At 50.6% G+C, this 20421-nt stretch carries 18 protein-coding genes; 1 reads left to right on the forward strand and 17 read right to left on the reverse strand.

Annotation, left to right across the window (positions count from 1 at the left end):
- Positions 1–146: 146 nt before the first annotated feature.
- The 4 genes from V2P20_RS05605 to V2P20_RS05620 form a co-directional block, all read right to left on the reverse strand.
- The gene (locus tag V2P20_RS05605; RefSeq protein WP_331816953.1) at positions 147–797 is read right to left on the reverse strand and encodes a hypothetical protein; all 651 of its coding nucleotides are present in this window, start codon (positions 795–797) and stop codon (positions 147–149) included.
- An 80-nt stretch (positions 798–877) separates the two neighbouring features.
- On the reverse strand, positions 878–1117 hold the full coding sequence (locus tag V2P20_RS05610) for a hypothetical protein (RefSeq protein ID WP_331816955.1): 240 nt from the start codon (positions 1115–1117) through the stop codon (positions 878–880).
- Complete coding sequence (locus V2P20_RS05615; protein WP_331816957.1) at positions 1114–1362, reverse strand: hypothetical protein; 249 nt, start codon at positions 1360–1362, stop codon at positions 1114–1116. Before V2P20_RS05615 ends, V2P20_RS05610 begins: the two co-directional genes overlap by 4 nt.
- 310 nt (positions 1363–1672) lie before the next feature.
- Positions 1673–3253, reverse strand: coding sequence for a peptide chain release factor 3 (locus tag V2P20_RS05620; protein ID WP_331816959.1), 1581 nt, complete (start codon positions 3251–3253; stop codon positions 1673–1675).
- Positions 3254–3357: 104 nt separating this feature from the next.
- On the opposite strand from V2P20_RS05620, the gene V2P20_RS05625 reads away from it, so the two are divergent.
- On the forward strand, positions 3358–4005 hold the full coding sequence (locus V2P20_RS05625) for a DUF2959 domain-containing protein (RefSeq protein WP_331816961.1): 648 nt from the start codon (positions 3358–3360) through the stop codon (positions 4003–4005).
- Between the two features lie 45 nt (positions 4006–4050).
- Here the strand turns inward: V2P20_RS05625 and V2P20_RS05630 are convergent, their stop codons facing one another.
- From V2P20_RS05630 to gyrA, 13 genes are all read right to left on the reverse strand, one after another.
- Positions 4051–5712, reverse strand: coding sequence for a DUF87 domain-containing protein (locus V2P20_RS05630; RefSeq protein WP_331816963.1), 1662 nt, complete (start codon positions 5710–5712; stop codon positions 4051–4053).
- Positions 5713–5960: 248 nt separating this feature from the next.
- Complete coding sequence (locus V2P20_RS05635) at positions 5961–6188, reverse strand: FeoC-like transcriptional regulator (protein ID WP_268120231.1); 228 nt, start codon at positions 6186–6188, stop codon at positions 5961–5963.
- A complete protein-coding gene (gene feoB, locus V2P20_RS05640; protein WP_331816970.1) occupies positions 6175–8514 on the reverse strand; it encodes a Fe(2+) transporter permease subunit FeoB in 2340 nt (779 codons plus the stop codon). Before feoB ends, V2P20_RS05635 begins: the two co-directional genes overlap by 14 nt.
- Entirely contained in the window at positions 8514–8747 is a 234-nt protein-coding gene (locus V2P20_RS05645) for a FeoA family protein (RefSeq protein ID WP_194968842.1), read from the reverse strand. The genes feoB and V2P20_RS05645 overlap by 1 nt, the downstream gene beginning before the upstream one ends.
- Positions 8748–9218: 471 nt before the next feature.
- Entirely contained in the window at positions 9219–9524 is a 306-nt protein-coding gene (locus V2P20_RS05650; protein ID WP_194968843.1) for an integration host factor subunit beta, read from the reverse strand.
- A gap of 65 nt (positions 9525–9589) precedes the next feature.
- Positions 9590–11251 (reverse strand): 30S ribosomal protein S1, encoded by a 1662-nt coding sequence (gene rpsA, locus V2P20_RS05655; RefSeq protein WP_331816977.1) that lies wholly within the window; start codon positions 11249–11251, stop codon positions 9590–9592.
- Between the two features lie 98 nt (positions 11252–11349).
- Entirely contained in the window at positions 11350–12006 is a 657-nt protein-coding gene (cmk, locus tag V2P20_RS05660; protein ID WP_331816979.1) for a (d)CMP kinase, read from the reverse strand.
- Positions 12006–13325, reverse strand: coding sequence for a 3-phosphoshikimate 1-carboxyvinyltransferase (gene aroA / locus V2P20_RS05665; protein WP_331816981.1), 1320 nt, complete (start codon positions 13323–13325; stop codon positions 12006–12008). Before aroA ends, cmk begins: the two co-directional genes overlap by 1 nt.
- Positions 13303–14202, reverse strand: a complete 900-nt coding sequence (locus V2P20_RS05670; RefSeq protein ID WP_331816983.1) for a prephenate dehydrogenase/arogenate dehydrogenase family protein — start codon at positions 14200–14202, stop codon at positions 13303–13305. Before V2P20_RS05670 ends, aroA begins: the two co-directional genes overlap by 23 nt.
- Positions 14195–15307, reverse strand: a complete 1113-nt coding sequence (hisC, locus tag V2P20_RS05675; protein WP_331816985.1) for a histidinol-phosphate transaminase — start codon at positions 15305–15307, stop codon at positions 14195–14197. Before hisC ends, V2P20_RS05670 begins: the two co-directional genes overlap by 8 nt.
- 44 nt (positions 15308–15351) lie before the next feature.
- Positions 15352–16437: a prephenate dehydratase gene (gene pheA, locus V2P20_RS05680; protein WP_331816987.1), complete on the reverse strand. Its 1086-nt coding sequence runs from the start codon at positions 16435–16437 to the stop codon at positions 15352–15354.
- 15 nt (positions 16438–16452) lie between these two features.
- A complete protein-coding gene (gene serC, locus V2P20_RS05685) occupies positions 16453–17532 on the reverse strand; it encodes a 3-phosphoserine/phosphohydroxythreonine transaminase (RefSeq protein ID WP_331816989.1) in 1080 nt (359 codons plus the stop codon).
- Entirely contained in the window at positions 17532–20135 is a 2604-nt protein-coding gene (gyrA, locus tag V2P20_RS05690) for a DNA gyrase subunit A (protein ID WP_331816991.1), read from the reverse strand. The genes serC and gyrA overlap by 1 nt, the downstream gene beginning before the upstream one ends.
- Between the last annotated feature and the right edge of the window lie 286 nt (positions 20136–20421).

Genomic DNA, 20421 nt, shown 5'->3' on the forward strand with positions numbered 1-20421 from the left:
AGCCAAGGGCACGCTGCCGACGGATGCTCAGCGGAACCGCCCAACCTGATTCAAAAGCAAACTTTCAAAACTGCATTAAAGCGGCGCATCGCTCGCGATTGATGCGCTTCGTTTCTCAGCGCATCCTGCGGCTCTAACCTTATTCGTTAGACGAAGACAGCAATAGCCTGACTTACTTTCTTGCGAATTTCATATCTAATCCATTCTGGGATTTGAGATTCTCTTACGGGACTTGCATCGACAATGAGAGATGCTGCTTGCACCTCACCGAATAAACGGTGCAGAATCTGTGGTAAATTCAACGACGCAACCCCGTACATAATGATTGGCATGATTTGTAAGGTTCCTTCAAACACAAAGGGGCGATCATCACTATCGCTTCCCGTCCACCTGACTCGAATTTGTGAATCACTGGCGCCGAGAAATTGAAGCTTGGAGTCATAAATTGGGCCATTATCATTGCCCATCCACGCACTCCAGCCTTCCCATTCTCCATCATCAGTGATCGTAAGCCCCTCTGGAATGTTCCAAGGAAGAAAGTAATGATCCGTGGCTTCGATTAATGGTTCGAACAACTCTAGAGATGGTTCAATGCCGCCATCCATGCCTGCATTTTCGTCTGACTCAGTACTGAGATAAATGGCATTGTGAACTCGGAGGTCTGGAAATCGTTCAATTGGATTGGCAAAAGTCCCCATTCCAGAATAACTTGTTTCTATTTTTAGTCTATATATGGCTTTCGTGAAATGCGTATAGGTATCGTCTCCCAACGTAAGGGTTGAGTTTTTAGGCTGCATGGTCTTGATATCCAATTCGTTTATGTTTATGACCTAACGCTAAAATTAGTGCCGCATTCAGCGCCCGCTGGATTTATTCGTTAAACCTTACGCCCCGCAATACATAAACGAATAACAACCGAAATTCCTATTAAAGAAATGAAAATAGTAGCAAACCATGAAGTCCAAATACCGAGGGCGTAAAAGTAGTCAAAAGAGCAAGGGTCTAAACTATCGTTTTTGCAGAACTCACCCATTGCATTGTGCTGTATGCCGACGTAAAGCGGGACAAAAGCGACAAGAAAGGATGCCGCAAATGAACCTAATATAACTGTTTTCATTTCGCACAGCCCTCTTTAGTCCAAGGTCTGGTGATATATAATTTTGCTACACGAGCACCATAATCATTTACCTTTTCCGCGCCTAAGAAATTATAAATAGTGGCAATCTTGGCAATAGTAAGCTGTTCTATCCTCGCCTGAATACGCGCAAGCAGTATTATACCAAATTCTATGTTGTAAAATGGACAACCTAAATTTTCTTTGGTTACACCTAGCTCTCGCCAATATTTATAATGCAGATTCATCGGCAGGATAGTTTTCCGTATTGGGTAGTTTCCATATATATGATTGCCTCAACTAGCCGAGAGTCTACACCATGCTTTTGAGAAAGATGACTATAATGCTGCACCATTTGCCAACCTCACTTGCCTCTTCTATCTCGTAGAAAGGCACGGCACTTACTGCGTTTGGGTTGTCTACAATCTCAAAAATGTTGATGAGTCATCAATACCCCGCAAGCTATGTAACATGCACAAGATAACTCTCTAAGCTGCACAGTGCGAATGAATTCGCACCTACAGTCTGAGTTATTTCATGCTCATCACTATATTGTTATTACAATTCCCTCGTCGCGCTGAATTTGATATCAGGCCAGCGTTCTTCAGTCAGTTGCAGGTTGACCCGGCTAGTAGCCAGATAAACCAGATAACCGCCGCCGTCTTCTGCCAGGTTGTCGAAGGCTTTATTCCTGAATTCCTCCAGTTTGCCGGGTTTGTCCGAGCTGACCCAACGCACCGTCGAAACCGATACGGCGTCGTACACGCACTCGACATTGTATTCGGCCTTCAGGCGGTAGGCAGTGACGTCAAACTGCAGCACGCCCACGGCGCCCAGGATCAGGTCGTTGTTTTTCAGCGGCCTGAACAACTGCGTCGCGCCTTCTTCGGTCAACTGCACGAGGCCTTTTTGCAGGGCCTTGGCTCTGAGCGGATCTTTCAGCACTACGCGGCGGAACAGTTCCGGCGCGAAATAAGGAATGCCGCCGTATTTGAGGACTTCGCCCTGGGTAAAGGTATCGCCGACCTGAATCGTGCCGTGGTTGTGCAAACCAATGATATCGCCCGGATAAGCTTCCTCGACGCTTTTGCGGGTGTCGGCCTGAAACGTGATCGCGTTGGACACCTGAACGTTTTTGCCGATGCGGACATGATTGATCTTCATGCCTTTGTCGAACTTGCCCGAGCAGACGCGCAGGAAGGCCACGCGGTCGCGGTGCGCCGGGTCCATGTTGGCCTGGACCTTGAATACGAAGCCGCTGAATTTGTCTTCTTCGGGCGAAACGGTGCGTTGTATGGCTTCGCGCGATCTGGGCGACGGGGCATATTCGGCGAACGCATCGAGCAGTTCCAGAATGCCGAAGTTGTTGATCGCGGAGCCGAAGAAAACGGGCGTCAGTCTGCCGGCCAGATAGGCATCCAGATCGAACTCATGGCTGGCGCCTTTCACTAGGTCGATTTCATCCCTTAATTCCTGCGCCTGATCGCCTAACAGCTCGTCCAGCTTGGGATTGTCCAGGCCTTTGATGACTTCGGCTTCGGCGATTCTGCCGCCATGCTGCGGGCTGAACAGGTGAATCTCATCCTTGTACAGATGATAAACACCCTTGAAACGCTTGCCCATGCCGATAGGCCAGGTCATGGGCGCGCAATTGATTTTCAGGACGTCCTCGACCTCATCCATCAGTTCGATCGGCTCGCGCCCTTCCCGGTCGAGCTTGTTGATAAAGGTCAGAATAGGCGTCGTACGCAGGCGGCAGACTTCCATCAGGTTGATGGTTCTTTCCTCGACACCCTTGGCGACGTCTATGACCATCAGAGCTGAGTCGACGGCCGTCAGCGTCCGATAGGTGTCTTCGGAGAAGTCTTCATGGCCGGGCGTGTCTAACAGATTGATAATGCAGCCTCTGTGCTCGAACTGCATGACCGAGGTCGTGACCGAGATCCCACGCTCCTTTTCCATCTCCATCCAGTCAGACGTCGCATGGCGTGCGGCTTTGCGCCCCTTTACGGAACCCGCCAGCTGAATGGCGCCGCCGAACAGCAACAGTTTTTCAGTCAGTGTGGTTTTACCTGCGTCAGGGTGGGAAATAATAGCGAACGTGCGCCGACGCCGCAGTTCTGAAAGTAATTCTGACATGCCTTTGATTTAGTGGAATTTGCTAACGAAACCGCCAATTATAACTTATTATTCAAGGTGATGTATTTCCAATATAATGCATCGATCTGATAACAGGAGTTTTTATGACTTTTTTACGGCGTTTTATTTTAATCGGCTCAATGTGCTCTTTGACTGCCTGCTCGAGCATGTATTACGGCGGCCTGGAAAAAATAGGCATCCCTAAACGCGAGGTCATGGTTTATCGGGTGGAAAAAGCCCGCGACACGCAGGAAGAAACCAAGGAGCAATTCAAGTCGGCGCTGGAACAGTTTACCGCCCTGACCAATTTTAAAGGCGGAAATCTCGAAGCGACTTATAACAAACTGAACGGTGAATACGAAGACAGCGTCAGGAAAGCCGAGGAAGTCAGACAACGCATCAGCGACATCGAGGATGTCTCCGATGCCTTATTCCGCGAATGGGAAGATGAACTGAACCAATACAGCAACGTATCGCTGAAGCGCAGCAGTCAGCAAAAGTTGACGGCTACCAAGGCGCACTACAAGCAACTCATTACCGCCATGAAACGCGCCGAAGCAAAAATGGCGCCGGTGTTGAACGTGTTTAAGGATCAGGTGTTATATTTGAAGCACAACCTGAATGCCCAGGCGATCGCATCCTTGAAAGGACAGCTAAGCTTGGTGCAATCTGACGTATCGACCCTGATTGCGGCCATGGAGAAATCGATTCAGGAAGCCAATGCCTTCATTAAGACTGTAGAAAAGCAATAGGCCCCTGTCCCTGCGCGGCTTTATGCCGTGCAGGGATTAATGGCTTTACTTTCGGGTCTGGGTTCGCCAGAAGTTGACTATTTCATCGACATTCAGATCGGTCGGGCCTTCCCGCCAACTGGTGAAATAATCGACGTCATTGCTTTTCGGTTCCGGATTGGGCCGATAAATCTGTACGCGCGTCGGCAACGGCGCCGCCTCGCCCAGCACCAACGCTTCGCCTCTGCCGAGCGAAGTCAGAATATCGGTTAAATCGCCTTCAGCCTCAGGAACAAGCCCTCTGATATAAGCCTGGTCGTCCGGGTTTGTGGTGCGCAGGCAGATAAATGAACTGCATTGCGACAGCATCGTTTCCGACAGTTCAGTGGGCCGCTGGCTGACGACGCCGATCGATACCCCGTATTTACGCCCTTCCTTGGCTATACGTTCCATCATCCTTTTAGTGCCTTCGAACGGGCCGTTCTTTTCTCTCGGAATATAGGCATGCGCTTCCTCGCAGATCAGCGTGATCGGAAAATCGCGCCGGCGCGGATTCCAGTAATTGAATTCATAAGCCAGACGGCCGACCTGGGCAGAAACGGCGGGCCTGACGTCGGTCGGCACGGAACTTAAATCGACGACGGTAATGTTGGCTTTTTTATCGCCAAGGCCAACAAACTGCCGCAGCAAATCGGACATGCTTTCGGAGGTGTTGCGTAATTTCGGTTTCAGCAGGAAATCATAGCGGACGTCGTTGAAACGGCTTTGCATCCGGATCAGGAATTCGTCGAACTGGCCGAACAAGGCGCCCTGCACTTTGCCGAAGTCTTTTCGCTCTTCATTGGCGGCCTTGAATTGCATATACATTTCGGCCAGCGAAAAATAAATCGGCGTATCGATCGAAACCGTCGGCAGGCCGATCCTTCTGGCTTCCTTGCGCTTGAGCTGCTGCAACACTTCGCGCAGGAATGACATTTGCAACGTGGCGCCCTTGTCGTCCCGGTCTATGAACAAATCGACCAGTTCGGCATAGGTCATCATCCAGTACGGCATTTCCATTTCCATGGCATCGACATAGTTGACCAATTCGTTAGGAAACGCCGATTGAATCATACCGTCATTATCTTTCCAGCAATACTCGCCGTGCAGGTCCAGCATGATGATATGGCTTTTGGGCATCGCCTTGATCGTATTTTGAATCAGGCTCGTGACGGTCCATGACTTACCCGAACCCGACTGCCCGACGATGGCGAAATGGCGGCCGAAAAGCGCGCGCGGGTCCAAGCTTAAGTGATAATCTTTATGCGAAGCCAATTGGCCGATAAAAAATCTGTACTCGCGGAATTTCGAGAAAATGGCGTTGATTTCACTCAAGCCCACGGCATAGACTTTCGCACCCGGTGTCGGGTAGTGGCGCACGCCTCGAATGAAGGTTCCGTTATCCTGAATCTCTCCAACCGGAATCAGGGAAATAAACCGATCGGACTTGCGCCTGTCGTTATTGTCGAAACGATCCTGTTCCCACATCTTGAAGACCAGCGCCAGAACACCGATATTGGCCTGCCGGATAACGACATAAGATCCGATATGACCGGCCAATATCTCTTCGTCGCCTACTTTGATGATAGGTGAATCATTTGAATGCTCTTCGGTTATTCTGGCATCCATGCCGTCGCCGCGGACTTCGGATAAATAGCCGATCAGGATATCGGATTGTTGCTCGGACATTGTTATGCTCGTCTATGAAGTAAATATAACAAGCTTAGTCCAGTTTCCGAAAGGCACAAGAGGCAGGGTATCAGCCAGCCTCTCCTATAACCGGCGTATTTCGGCGCCTATCAAAAAAACTACTTTAGAATTAGCGATCCATGGAAAGTGAAAGCCATTTGATTAATGAGCCGCGAAGAACCAACCAGAATACAATCTTCGTACTTTCTGAGTTCTTCGTGGTTTTTCTGTCTTGAATTGATGATTAGCTATTTCTCATCAATCCATTCATAAAGCTCTGTCAAAGCCGGATCACATTTGCAGCAACTGGTGCCGCAGGACGATTCCAGCGACGTTTTGCGCACTCTGCCTTTGCTGACCCATTTGCTCAACATGCCGCGAAGCGCATCGGCATCGGTGCCGAAATGATTGACCAGGTCTATCAGGGCGGCCCGGCGCTGCTGTTGTAAATAGTTTCTTAAATCAGACAGTATCATGATAAGACTCCCGGCTAATTCGTACGTCGCTGTTTCGTCCGACCAGCCACAATCCGATCAGGACAGACGAAAAGGCCAGCATCAGCCCCGCCATCCAGTACAGGGAATACTCCGGATGCCGACTGTAAGTCATGGACTGGTAAAACAGAGTGGCCGTCATATAGGCCATGCCGGTAGTCCAGAGCACGACAAACACAGTCCAGCCCAGATTAGTTTCCCTGTAAATGGCGGCAGTTGCTGCTACGCACGGCGCATACAATAAAATAAACAATAGATAGGCAAAAGCGCCTTCCTGACCGTCAAAACTGCTTTGCATGGCGGCAAAGGTAGCGGTTTTGACTTTCTGTTCATCGGCAGCAGTATCGATATTGTCGACCGTACCGATATTTAACCCCAAAGGATCTAAAAGATTATCGGCTACTGCCCGCAAGTTTTCAGGCACAGTCAAACAGGCAGCGATCAAGGCCTCTTTGAGGTCAAACTCTGGCTTATCAGACGCATCCTGCTCAGTCGCTCCAAGTTGACTGTACAAAGCGTCCAATGTGCCAACCACGGCTTCTTTCGCCAGTACGCCGGTAAAAATGCCGACTGTTGCCGGCCAGTTGTCATTCTCAATGCCCATCGGTTTAAAAGCGGGCGTCAGGCTTCGCCCGATTTCGCTTAACACCGATTTATTACTGTTTTCCTGGCCAAAACTGCCATCCGTACCCCAGGCATTAAGAAAATTGAGCACCAGCACCATCGGTACGATAACTTTGCCGGCATTGAATAAAAAGGATTTGAGCCGGTCCCAGGTGCGGATAAAAACGCCGTTCAGCGTCGGCATATGATAGGTCGGCAGTTCCATGATAAATGGCGCTGACTCGCCTTTAAACAGCGTATGACGCATGATCAGGCCGGTCATTACAGCCACAATGATGCCCAGGAGGTACAAGCCGAAAACCAGATTCTGGCCGCCGACAGGAAAGAAAGCCGCCGCAAACAAGGCGTAGACAGGCAATCTCGCGCCACAGGACATGAACGGATTCATGAGATTGGTCAGGATTCTGTCCCGCTGGTTTTCCAGAGTCCGTGTAGCCATAATCGCCGGCACATTACAGCCGAAACCGACAATCATCGGCACGAAGGATTTGCCCGGCAGCCCGATCATGCGCATGAAGCGGTCCATGACAAAAGCCGCTCTGGCCATGTAGCCGGAATCTTCCAGAGCTGACAGGAACATAAACAGAAAGCCGACGATAGGAATGAAGGTGGTAACGACCTGGATGCCTCCGCCGACACCGTTGGCCAGCATGACGATCAGCCATTCGGGCCAGTTAAGCCCTGCCAGCACCAGATTCAGGCCATCGACCAGCAAAGCGCCCGCGGCCTGATCGAAAAAATCAACAAAAGCGCTGCCGATATTGATCGTAAACATGAACATCGCGTACATGACCAGCAAGAAAATCGGAATGCCTAAAAATCTGTTCAGGACAATGTAGTCGATTTTATCGGTCATGTGCCGGCTGACTTCATGCAGCTTGCAGACCGCCCCCTGAGTCAGCTGGTTAACAAATCCGTAGCGGGCATCGGCGGCAAGAATGTCGATTTCATCGCCGGTCTCGTCCTCCACTCTCCGTTGCAGTTTCGAAACTGTCGGCAATAACTCATTTCCAGCCAGCCTTATAGCCAGCGTATCGTCTTCGAGTAACCGAACTGCCAGCCATCGCCGGTCGCACTGGTGCCGTTCGGCCGCATCGGCCAATAAAGGCGAAAGGTCGTTTATGGCCTGTTCCAATGCAGACGAATAGGTAACTTTTACCGTCGGTATCGGCTTCGCCATGGCCGAACTATTGATGGCGGCTTTTAAAACCTTGATGCCGCTCTTGTTTGAAGCACTTATTGGAATGACTGGGCAGCCCAGCTGTTCGGCAAGAAAATCAACGTCAATTTTAATCCCGCGCTGTTTTACGACGTCCATCATGTTGAGCACCAGAATCATCGGCACTCGCATTTCAATCAGCTGCGATGTTAAATAAAGATTTCTTTCTATACTGGATGCATCGATGATATTGATGATCAAATCTGCTTCCTTGGAAGCAACGTAATCGCGCGCGACTTTTTCATCCAAAGAAACCTGATCATCGGCGGCTTCTAAAGAGTAAGTTCCCGGCAAATCAACCAATTCAATAACTTTGTTATCGAATGTATATTGACCGGTTTTTTTCTCGACTGTAACGCCAGGCCAATTGCCTACGTACTGCTTGGCGCCGGTCAATGCATTGAAGAGCGTGGTCTTGCCGCAATTGGGATTGCCGACCACGCCCACCGTGAAATCGGCACTCATCAGATTTTCTCAATCAACAGAATTGCGGCTTCGTCCTTGCGCAGGGTCAGTGAAAACCCGCGCAGCTTAATTTCAACCGGATCGCCCATGGGTGCAAAACGGGTAATACTAAAATCAGTGCCTGGCGTTAACCCCATGGCCAGCAATCGTTTACGATAGGCTTTGCCTGATGCATCGAAGCCTATTATTTTCCCTGAGTCTCCAACAGCAAGATTTTTTAAGCGTAACCACATAATTGAGCCTTGGGTATTAGGAGTTATTGAAATCTATGAATGGAACAGACTCTAATCAATAATCGTTCTCATTAAGAATGACTATATCATAATAACCTAACACACTCAAAAACTCGTGTTCCATTGCTTGGAATAAATCAATTTTCATTGATTTGCGTAGTGGTCAGATTAAAGGCGAGAGAATAAAAAGAATGGCTTGCGGCCCCGCAAAGACATGCCTGAATTTTAGCAACTTTTTGCTTAAATAAAAGCAAACTGAGACTTCAGCTTAATCAAGAAGCCAGCAACACTATTGGCAAAAAGACCGAGAGTGTGTATCAGCATTGAAGAAATCAAAGAAGGCGGTGAAATTGCACCGAGTATGGGGGAAATTGGAAGAAGAAAAAATCAACGCAATGAAAAAAACATCAGAAAATATACCCTAGCGGTTCTATTACAAATTCCGGCTTGGTTCCTTGCGTTGATGATTATTCAATCAATTATTTTGCATCTTGCGCGCGACTCATCAACTCTATCACGGAGTTCTTTGCCCGGCTTGAAATGCGGTACATATTTTTTTGCCAATGCCACAGAATCACCCGTTTTAGGGTTGCGACCCATGCGCGGCGGGCGTAAATGCAGGGAAAAACTGCCAAAACCTCTAATCTCAATGCGTTCACCGGAAGATAATGCCTGATTCATTTTCTCAATGATGCATTTTACTGCCAGCTCCACATCTTTTTGTGCAAGATGAGGTTGTTGTCTAGCAAGCGCTTCTATCAATTCAGATTTTGTCACATTCTATCCTGTGCAAATAAATAAAATCAAAGGGGGTATGCATGGCTGCATACCCCGGATGGTTTTTATTTTTCCATTTGTTTAAAGATATCACCCAAGGTCGGTGTGCCAGCTTGTTGCTGGGAGTAATCTTTAATAGCGTGCGACTCTTCTTCCTGATCCTTGGCTTTGATGGATAAAGAAATAGTTTTGCTTTTCTTATCCACACCAATGAATTTGGCTTCAATTGCATCGCCTTCTTTCAACAGAGTGCGTGCATCTTCAACGCGGTCACGTTGGATCTCGGAAGCGCGAATGTAGCCTTCAACATGATCCGCCAAGGTAACGACAGCGCCTTTAGCGTCGACTTCTTTGATTGTGCCTGTAACCAGGCTGCCTTTCTCATGAGTCGCCAGGAAGTTCTGGAACGGATCCTGCTCAAGCTGTTTGATACCCAGAGAGATACGCTCGCGCTCGGAATCAACCGCTAAAATGACAGTTTCCAGCTCGTCGCCTTTTTTGAATTCGCGAACCGCGGCTTCGCCGTCATCAGCCCAGGAAATGTCAGACATATGAACCAGACCGTCAATACCGCCTTCCAGGCCGATAAAGATACCGAAATCGGTAATTGATTTGATTTTGCCGCTAATCTTGTCGCCTTTGTTATGAGTCGCAGCGAATTCATCCCAAGGATTGGTTTTGCATTGTTTCATGCCCAAAGAAATACGACGGCGCTCTTCGTCGATTTCCAGTACCATGACTTCAACTTCATCACCCAATTGCACAATCTTGGATGGGTTAACGTTTTTGTTAGTCCAATCCATTTCAGACACGTGCACCAGACCTTCTACGCCTTCTTCGATTTCAACGAAACAGCCGTAATCGGTCAGATTGTTCACTTTACCGAATACGCGAGTGCCGGCTGGGTAACGACGGTTGATGTTTTGCCATGGATCTTCACCCATTTGCTTCATGCCTAATGAAACACGGTTTTTGTCTTTGTCGTATTTCAGCACTTTAACCTGAATTTCCTGGCCGATTTCCACGCACTCGGAAGGATGACGCACACGACGCCATGCCATGTCAGTGATGTGCAACAGACCGTCAATACCGCCCAGATCAATGAATGCGCCGTAATCGGTCAGGTTTTTAACCACACCGGTAACGATCGCGCCTTCTTCCAGCGTTTTCAGCAACTCTTCTCTTTCCGCGCTGTATTCTTTTTCTACAACTGCACGACGTGACAGAACAACGTTGTTACGTTTCTGGTCGATCTTGATAACTTTGAAATCCAGATCACGGTTTTCCAGGAAAGCCGTATCTCTGATTGGGCGCACATCAACCAGTGAACCTGGCAGAAACGCACGCAACGCGCCAACAGCAACGGTGAAACCGCCGCGCACTTTACCGGTGATGCGGCCTGTAACTGTAGCATCTTTTTCAAACGCGGTTTCCAGCTCAGACCAGGCTTTGTTTTTCTTCGCTTTATCTCGGGAAAGAAGTGTAGCGCCTAAACCATCTTCAAATAAATCAAGGGCAACTTCAATCTCGTCCCCGACTTTAACTTCCAGTTCGCCGTCATTGTTCAAAAACTGCCATTTTGGAATGACACCTTCTGATTTGGAATGAGTGCTGACGATGATCATATCGTTTTCGATATCGACCACAGTACCCATTAACATGGCGCCAGGACGCATTTCTGTCTTGGTTAGACTTTCTTCAAATAATTCCGCAAAGCTTTCGCTCATTTTCAATTTTCCCAAGCCTGATCGAGATTCGAACAAGCCTTCTCGTTGTCAAAGTTAAAAGAATGCTGCATAGTCTGCATGCAGCTGTAAAAAAATCCTTAACGGATTAAATTCACTACCTCTTCAATGACCTCATCAATCGTCATATTAGAGGAATCGATATAAAGCGCATCGCTGGCCATGGACAATGGAGCCGTTTTTCGCTCCGTGTCGCGGCGGTCACGCTCTTCTATCTCATTTGTTAAGAGAGCTAGGTTAGCATCAATTCCTTTTTCTATCAACTGTTTATATCGTCTTTGGGCCCTCTCGGCTGCGCTGGCCGTTAAAAATACCTTTATTTCAGCATCGGGAAAAACCACCGTCCCCATATCGCGGCCGTCAGCGACCAGCCCAGGCATCTTCTTGAAATCCTTCTGCTTCTGCAACAGAACGCTGCGCACTTCCGGCAAGACAGCAACGATCGAAGCCGCATTCCCCGTGCTTTCAAGCCCCAATTGCGAGGTAATATCCTCGCCATCAAGCTTTACCACCAGCTCATCATTGCACTCAAACTCTAACGCCATGGATTGCGCCACTTTCACAATCTCAGGCACATCAGTCAGTTCGACCTTCTGTTTCAACACGGCTATCGCCAGTGAGCGATAGATAGAGCCGCTATCGAGATAGTGCCAGCCCAGCCTTTTTGCCACAGCCCGGCTGACCGTGCCTTTGCCCGCTCCGCTAGGCCCATCGATCGTTAAAACCGGTATTGCCATTACATCGCCTCGCAAGCCAAATCAAGCCCCAAATTCTTGGCCAGATCCTTGAATCCCGGAAAAGACGTATTCACATTCTCGCAGTCATGAATGGTAATAGGCGCGTTAGCGCGTAATCCGGCAATTGAAAACGACATCGCGATGCGGTGATCGCCGTGCGAAATCACTTCGCCGCCGCCTATCGGCCCGCCCTGAATGATCATGCCGTCTGCCGTAGGCTGCGCATCGACGCCTAGCGCCTGCAAGCCATCGGCCATCACCTGAATACGGTCCGATTCCTTGACCCGGAGCTCTTCCGCACCGGTCAGGCGCGTCTGCCCTTGCGCACAGGTGGCGGCAATAAACAGCGCTGGGAACTCGTCAATGGCCAGCGGCACCAGCGCTTCAGGTATATCGATGCCTTTCAACGGGCTATAAATCACATGCAGATCGGCTACCGGTTCGCCGCCGACAATGCGCTCGTTGAGCACTTCGATACGCGCACCCATCAGCTTTAGAATATCGATAATCCCGGTACGCGTCGGGTTGATGCCGACATGTTTCAGCAGCAGGTCAGAGCCTGGCGCGATGGAGGCGCCGACCAGGAAAAATGCCGCCGATGAAATATCGCTGGGCACATCGATTTCAGTCGCTGTTAAAAAGCCATTGGAATTAATGCTGACTTTGTTTCCCTGCTGTTTTACAGGATAAGAAAAACCGGCCAGCATGCGCTCGGTATGATCGCGCGTCGGCGCAGGCTCAGTCACACTGGTTTCGCCCTGCGCATACATCCCTGCCAGCAGTAGACACGATTTGACCTGGGCGCTGGCCATCGGCATGACATAATCGATGCCGGTCAATTGCCCGGCCTTGCCGGTAATGTGCAAAGGCGCTGTGCCCTTCTCTGTGGTTTTTATATCGGCGCCCATTGCCGCCAGTGGCTCGGTGACCCGCTTCATAGGCCTGCCGGATAGCGATTTGTCGCCCGTCAGAACTGAGTTGAACGCCTGCCCAGCCAGCAAGCCGCTCAACAAACGCATGGATGTGCCGGAATTGCCCAGGTAAAGTTCTTTCGCGGGCGCTTTCAAGCCATGTTTGCCGACGCCGTGAATTGTCAGTTCACCGTTGACCGGCCCTTCAATCCGTACGCCCATATCGCGAAAAGCCTGCAGCGTTGCCAAAGCGTCTTCCGCTTCAAGGAAACCTTTGACGTGCGTTACGCCCTCAGCCAGCGCCCCCAGCATAATCGAGCGGTGCGAGATGGATTTATCGCCCGGCACGCGCGCCTCGCCCTGCAGTTTCCCGCCCGGCTGAACTTTAAATGTTATTGTTTTCGACATTATTACCTTCAAACTGATCAAGAAAGCGTTGCCGCGCATTTCGGGCATACGTGAAAGTTTCAAAAAGCTGCCGGCGGTCATCGTTTGCCAGCATTTGTTCTATTTTATCCAGTTCACTCTTTAATTGTTGAATTAACGGGATAATTTGTTCCTTATTGGCCGAGCAGATATCCAGCCACATGGTCGGATCACTGGAGGCGATACGGGTAAAATCCCTGAAGCCGCCGGCGGCATACTTGAAGATTTCGCTTTGCTCGTCCTTGCGCCCGAGCATGTCCACTAAAGAATACGCAAGGATATGAGGCAGATGACTGGTCGCCGCCAAGATCGCATCATGATGGTCAACATCCATGATGGATACTAAAGACCCCAGACTTTCCCAAAAACGCTGGATTTTCTGTAACGCATCCGGCCGGGTATTTTCCATCGGCGTGATTATCAGGCGCTTGTTCAGAAACAAATCATCCAAGGCAGCCTCTACGCCGCTTTTCTCCGCCCCGGCAATCGGATGAGCCGGCACCAGATTATCCGGCATGGCGCCGAAAACCTGTTTTGCCGCCTCGATGACGCTGCCCTTGGTGCTGCCTACGTCCGTATAAATGGCGTTTTCCGTCCAGAACGGCTTCAATAAAGCCAATATGCCGGCCATTGAACCAACCGGCGCGGCAATCACCACGCAATCGGCGTTTTCCAGCGCCTGCCCGATATTCAGATAGTAATCATCGATGACCTGCAGCCGTTTTGCCGTCTGCAGATTTTCCAAATCCTGCTCACGCCCATAGCCGACAATCTGCCTGCTTAATCCGCATCGCCTTGCGGCCCGCGCCATCGAGCCGCCGATCAGGCCGACGCCAATAATACAGAGTCGGTCAAACATTGCTCAGCACATCTGTTAATGCATCAAGAAAAATCCGGTTTTCCTCTTCTGTGCCTATGCTGATACGTAAATGGTTGGGCATTTCGTAATTGGCTACGGGCCTGACAATTACGCCTTTTCTCAGCAGGTTTTCATAAACTGGCTGGCCCGGCCGTTTTAAATCAACCGAAACGAAGTTGCCGTGCGAAGGAATCCACTCCAGGCCGAGGGCTTTGAAGCTATCCGTCAACTGCCGCATGCCCTGCGCATTGACGGCAATCGTCCTCTGCAGATGCTCGGCATCGGATAAAGCGGCTTCTGCAGCCGCCAAAGCCAGCATGTTGTTGTTGAAAGGCTGACGGACCCGGTTCAGCATATCGGCAAGCTCTGGACTCGACAGACCGTACCCCACGCGCAATCCGGCCAACCCGTAAGCTTTCGAGAAAGTACGGGTAATCAGCAGGTTGGGATATTTTTTCAGCCAGCTTATCGAATCGACAGGATCTGTGCTGTGGACAAACTCATAATAGGCTTCATCAAGGACGCACAGACAGGTTTCAGGCAAAGCCTTGATGAAACGCTCCAGGCTAGCCTGATCGACCAATGTCCCGGTTGGATTGTTGGGGTTGGCGACAAAAACGAGCCGCGTTTTTTCGGTAACGGCCTGCAGCATGGCGTCCAAGTCATGGCCGTAATTTACGGCCGGCACGACCACAGCCTTGGCGCCGACTGCTTGCGTCACGATCGGATAGACGGCAAAAGCATGCTGCGAGAACACCACTTCCAGTTCCGGCGTTAAAAACGCGCGGGCAACCAGTTCCAGAATTTCATTGGAGCCATTGCCCAGCGTGATCTGAGCGGCTTGGACGTCATATTTGCGGGCCAGCGCCTGTTTTAAGTTGAAACCATTGCCATCGGGATACAGCGCCAATTGCGGCAAAGTAGCCTCAATAGCCTCCAACGCCTTCTTTCCCGGACCCAAGGGATTTTCATTGGAAGCCAGCTTGATAATCCGGCTCAGTCCCAGTTCCCGTTCCAGTTCTTCAATGGGTTTACCGGGCACATAAGGAACAAGTTGTTGCACGCCGGGTACGGCAAGGTTGTAAATACTGTTAGTGTTGTTCATTGGTTTTGCTTAAAAGGCATGCGCCATGTCATAGGAATAAAAAATTAAAGAACGGCTTTAGGATAAGAGCCCAGAATATTGAGCATATGCACATTGCCTTTCAGCAACTCCAGGGCTTGCGCCACATCCTCATCCTCGCAATGGCCTTCAATATCAATAAAAAAGACATAATCCCACAAGCCCTGCCTTGAAGGCCGGGACTCGATATGCATCATGCCGATGCCGAATCTTGCAAAAGGCTCGAGAATTTTATGCAAAGCGCCGGGCTGATTGCCTGTAGAGACCACCAGCGAGGTTTTGTCGTTGCCCGTGGAAGCCGATGTTTGCTGGCCTATGATAATAAAGCGCGTTGTATTGTTGGGTTCATCTTCAATGTTCTTTTCCAGAATATTGAGTCCATACAACTCGGCAGCCACCTGACCGGCAATCGCAGCCGCCTGTATCTTGGTCGACACCAGCCTTGCCGCCTCGGCATTGCTGTTGACTGCAATTCGCTGAGCATGCGGCAAATGCCTGTCCAGCCACTGCCGGCATTGGGCCAGCGATTGCTGATGGGAGAAGACCTCGGTAATATCGGCCAGGCTCTCCACATTCCCCATCAGGTTATGATGCACCCTGATTTCAACTTCGCCGCAGATTTTCAACGGTGATGACAGAAACCGGTCCAGAGTATGACTGATAACGCCTTCGGTAGAATTCTCGACCGGCACGACGCCGAACTGGCAATTGCCGCTTTCGACCGAATTAAAGATTTCGTTAATAGTGGCGGCAGGCACGGTTTTGACGGCATGCCCGAAATGCTTGAAAGCCGCCTGCTGGGTAAATGTGCCCTCTGGCCCTAAAAAAGCCACATCGAGCGGCTTTTCCAGCGCCAGGCATGCCGACATCAATTCCCTGAAGAAGCGCATGGCGGTGTCATCGGACAGAGGCCCTTCATTTAATTCCTTGATGCGCCGTAAAACCAGGGATTCGCGATCAGGCCGGTAAAAAGTGCCGTTCTCGCCTTGAGCAATTTTGGTTTTGGCGACTTCCATCGCACAGCACGCGCGTTGATTGATCAATTGCAGAATCTGCTTATCGATCGCATCGATTTTGTCTCTTAATTCGGAAAGTGGGGTGACTGAGGTCATCAGGGCGGCTCTCGTTTAATGGGTTCTCTCAAATTCTGCCATAAAATCGCACAGCGCCCGCACGCCTGCCTCGGGCATGGCATTATAGATACTGGCGCGCATGCCGCCGACCGAACGATGCCCCTTCAATTCGAACAGCCCGTTCGCTTCGGCTTCGGCAAGAAACGCCTTATCCAGATTCTGGTCAGCCAGAATGAACGGCACATTCATTCTCGAACGACAGGAAGGCTCCACCGGATTCCGGTACAAGGAAGATTGGTCAATAGCCTGATACAACAATTCGGCTTTGGCAATATTGCGCTGCTCGATGGCATCAACGCCGCCCTGCTTCATCAGCCATTTCAGCACCAGCCCGACCAGATACCAGTTATAAGTCGCCGGCGTATTCAGCATGGAATGATTTTTTGCCTGTTCGGCATAACTGAAGACCGGCGGCACTTGTTTGCCGACATCGCCTATCAGGTCGTCCCTGACGATCACGACCGTGACGCCGGAAGGCCCCATGTTTTTCTGAGTCCCGGCATAAATCAAACCGTATCGGCTCAGATCGAATTTGCGCGACAGGATATTGGAGGACATATCCGAAACCAGCGGCAAGCCGTGGCTTTCGGGAATATCGGAAAACTCCACGCCGTGAATGGTTTCGTTAGACGTATAGTGTAAGTAAGCTGCCTGCTCGTCCAGAACCCAGCCTGCGGGATCAGGAATAGTCGTAAAGCTTGACGCCTCCGAGCTCGCGCTGACAACGACTTCGCAATAGTTTTTCGCATCCTGTATGGCTTTTTCCGACCAGGCGCCGGTATTGACATAACAGGCTTTGGTCTTGCCGCGCAGAATATTCTGCGGAATGAACGAAAACTGGGCCGTTGCACCGCCCTGCATGAACAGAACCTTGTAATTGTCGGGAATCGCCAGCAAGGTTCTGAGATCGCTTTCCAGCTCTTCCGCGATGATGGAAAAAAACTTGCCGCGATGGCTCATTTCCATGACGGACATGCCGCTGTCGCGCCATTCCATTAATTCTGCCTGAGCCTGATGCAATACCTGTTCAGGAAGCGCCGATGGACCTGCACTGAAATTATATACTCTGGACATTAGGATTCTTCTCCGGATTCAACTTCATCAAGTGCTCCCGTTTCCGATTCCATCACCTCTTCGTCTTCTTCGCCGGCCAGTCCGCCTTCAATGCGGTCGACTCCGACGACTTTCTCTTTTTTATCCAGACGAATGACTGTGACACCTTGGGTGTTTCTGCCGACGACCGAAATGCCGTCAACCGGTGTACGCACCAGCGTGCCGGCATCGGTAATCAGCATAATTTCATCATGATCGTTGACCAATACAGCCCCGACCACCGCACCGTTGCGCTTCGACGTTTGAATGGCGATCAGGCCCTGGCCGCCGCGTCTGTGGCAGGTGAACTCCTCAAGCCGGGTCCGCTTGCCGAAACCGTTCTCAGTAATGTTCAGCACCGTGCCTTCGGTACCGATAATCAGGGAAATGACTTTCTGCCCTTCCTGCAGCCGGATGCCGCGCACACCGGACGCCGTTCTGCCCATAGAGCGCACATCGGTTTCGTTGAAGCAGACCGCTTTGCCGTCACTGCTGAACAATAGCACGTTTTGCTGACCGTCGGTCACATCCACGCCGACCAGTGCATCGTTTTCCTTCAATTCAATCGCGATCTTGCCGCTGGTACGCTGACGCTCGAATTCCATTAGCGGCGTCTTTTTGACTGTGCCGCTGGCTGTCGCCATAAAGATGAATTTATTGGCGGAAAATTCCCGGATCGGCAACATCGCATTGATTTTTTCGCCCTGCTCCAGCGGCAATAAATTCACAAACGGCTTGCCGCGCGAGGCGCGGCTGGCTACCGGCAACTGGTAGACTTTAAGCCAGTAGACCTTGCCTGACGAGGAGAAGCACAAAATCGTGTCGTGCGTATTGGCAACGATCAGCTTATCTATAAAATCGGTTTCCTTGGTTGCCGTTGCCGATTTACCGCGGCCGCCGCGCCGCTGGGCCTTGTAATCGCTCAACGGCTGAGCCTTGACATAGCCTTCGTGCGACATGGTCACAACCATGTCTTCCTCGGTAATCAGATCTTCATCGGACAGATCCAGCTGCGTTTGAATGATTTCAGTGCGCCGCTCGTCCGCATATTGCTCCTTGATGGCGACCAGTTCTTCCCTGATGACTTCCATCAACCGCGCATCGTTGCCGAGGATCGCCAGGTATTCGTCAATCTGTTCCAGCAACTGTTTGTATTCATTGACGATCTTGTCCTGCTCAAGCCCCGTCAAGCGATGCAGGCGCAAGTCGAGAATAGCTTGAGCCTGTGCTTCGGAAAGCCGGTAAGCGCCATTGACCAGGCCAAATTCGGGAAGCAGATCCTCGGGCCGTGAACGGTCGGCATCGGCCCGCTCGAGCAATGATGAAACCAATCCTGCATTCCAGGTTCTGGCCAACAGCCCTTCTTTGGCTACTGCCGGGTTGCTGGCTGCCTTGATCAGATCGATCATCTCATCGATATTGGCCAAAGCGACAGCCAGACCTTCCAAAATATGCGCGCGCTCGCGTGCTTTGCGCAGATTGTAAATCGTTCTGCGCGTGACGATTTCGCGGCGGTGATCAATGAAAGCATTGAGCACCTCTTTCAGATTCAGGCAGTGCGGGCGGCCGTCCAGCAACGCCACCATGTTGATGCCGAAAACGGTCTGGAACTGCGTCTGTTTGTAGAGATTGTTCAGGATGACTTCCGGCACTTCGCCGCGGCGCAGCTCGATCACCATGCGCATGCCGTCCTTGTCGGACTCATCACGCAGGCCGGAGATGCCTTCGAGCTTGCCGTCCTTGACCAGTTCGGCGATTTTCTCCAGCAAACGCGCCTTGTTGACCTGATAAGGCAACTCAGTCGCGATAATCGCCTGCCGGCTGCTGTCGCCTATGTCTTCGAAATGGCAACGCGCGCGCAGATAGATTTTGCCGCGTCCGGTCGTATAAGCGCTGTAGATGCCGGAAGCGCCGTTAATGATGCCCGCAGTAGGGAAATCAGGCCCTGGGACATGCTGCATCAATTCGTGGATCGTGGTTTCAGGCTGATCGATCAAGGCCAGACAGGCGCTGATCACTTCGGCCAGATTATGCGGTGGGATATTCGTCGCCATGCCGACGGCAATACCGGATGAACCGTTAACTAACAATGTCGGAATACGCGTCGGCAGTACAGTAGGCTCGGATTCGGATTCGTCATAGTTGGGCGCAAAATCGACGGTTTCCTTATCGAGGTCGGCCAGCAGCTCATGGGCAATTTTCGACATGCGCACTTCGGTATACCGCATCGCGGCGGGTGAATCGCCATCGACGGAACCGAAGTTGCCCTGCCCGTCGATTAACATATAGCGTAAGGAAAAAGGCTGCGCCATGCGGACGATGGTGTCATATACGGCCGTATCGCCGTGCGGGTGATATTTACCGATGACGTCCCCGACCACACGCGCTGATTTTTTATAAGGCTTGTTCCAATCGTTGCCCAGTTCGCTCATCGCATATAAAACACGACGGTGAACCGGCTTAAGGCCGTCTCTGGCATCTGGAAGGGCTCGACCTATAATCACGCTCATCGCGTAATCAAGGTACGACTGTTTCATCTCGTCTTCGAGATTTACCGGGATAATTTCTTTAGCGAAGTCTGACATTGATCCGTATATATACGTAAATGCCGCGCACGGCGCGGGCATGATTTTCCTTCATAAAGCAACCGCGCCGCGTTCAAAATTCCTTTTAGCCAGCACCGGTTACATGAGATTAATAACCGGTCGATTATAACAAATTATCGCTGTAGAGTCGAAGTGTTGCGGCTATTAGCAGGGCAAGCGCATATAAATCTCAAGAAGAAAAAATGACCTGCTCCCTAAATTGATCATTTAATGCCGCTCGAAACCGCTTGCGTTTGATACTCAATTGGGAGGGTTCATTTTTCAA

Origin of the sequence: Methylobacter sp. Wu1, from assembly GCF_036553575.1 — a bacterium.
Taxonomy (GTDB): Bacteria; Pseudomonadota; Gammaproteobacteria; order Methylococcales; family Methylomonadaceae; genus Methylobacter.

Bases quoted from the DNA above. Each gene is read 5' to 3' on its own strand.
- V2P20_RS05605 (WP_331816953.1), bottom strand. From the start codon at position 797: ATGCAGCCTAAAAACTCAACCCTTACGTTGGGAGACGATACCTATACG.
- V2P20_RS05610 (WP_331816955.1), bottom strand. From the start codon at position 1,117: ATGAAAACAGTTATATTAGGTTCATTTGCGGCATCCTTTCTTGTCGCT.
- V2P20_RS05615 (WP_331816957.1), bottom strand. From the start codon at position 1,362: ATGAATCTGCATTATAAATATTGGCGAGAGCTAGGTGTAACCAAAGAA.
- V2P20_RS05620 (WP_331816959.1), bottom strand. From the start codon at position 3,253: ATGTCAGAATTACTTTCAGAACTGCGGCGTCGGCGCACGTTCGCTATT.
- V2P20_RS05625 (WP_331816961.1), top strand. From the start codon at position 3,358: ATGACTTTTTTACGGCGTTTTATTTTAATCGGCTCAATGTGCTCTTTG.
- V2P20_RS05630 (WP_331816963.1), bottom strand. From the start codon at position 5,712: ATGTCCGAGCAACAATCCGATATCCTGATCGGCTATTTATCCGAAGTC.
- V2P20_RS05635 (WP_268120231.1), bottom strand. From the start codon at position 6,188: ATGATACTGTCTGATTTAAGAAACTATTTACAACAGCAGCGCCGGGCC.
- feoB (WP_331816970.1), bottom strand. From the start codon at position 8,514: ATGAGTGCCGATTTCACGGTGGGCGTGGTCGGCAATCCCAATTGCGGC.
- V2P20_RS05645 (WP_194968842.1), bottom strand. From the start codon at position 8,747: ATGTGGTTACGCTTAAAAAATCTTGCTGTTGGAGACTCAGGGAAAATA.
- rpsA (WP_331816977.1), bottom strand. From the start codon at position 11,251: ATGAGCGAAAGCTTTGCGGAATTATTTGAAGAAAGTCTAACCAAGACA.
- cmk (WP_331816979.1), bottom strand. From the start codon at position 12,006: ATGGCAATACCGGTTTTAACGATCGATGGGCCTAGCGGAGCGGGCAAA.
- aroA (WP_331816981.1), bottom strand. From the start codon at position 13,325: ATGTCGAAAACAATAACATTTAAAGTTCAGCCGGGCGGGAAACTGCAG.
- V2P20_RS05670 (WP_331816983.1), bottom strand. From the start codon at position 14,202: ATGTTTGACCGACTCTGTATTATTGGCGTCGGCCTGATCGGCGGCTCG.
- hisC (WP_331816985.1), bottom strand. From the start codon at position 15,307: ATGAACAACACTAACAGTATTTACAACCTTGCCGTACCCGGCGTGCAA.
- pheA (WP_331816987.1), bottom strand. From the start codon at position 16,437: ATGACCTCAGTCACCCCACTTTCCGAATTAAGAGACAAAATCGATGCG.
- serC (WP_331816989.1), bottom strand. From the start codon at position 17,532: ATGTCCAGAGTATATAATTTCAGTGCAGGTCCATCGGCGCTTCCTGAA.
- gyrA (WP_331816991.1), bottom strand. From the start codon at position 20,135: ATGTCAGACTTCGCTAAAGAAATTATCCCGGTAAATCTCGAAGACGAG.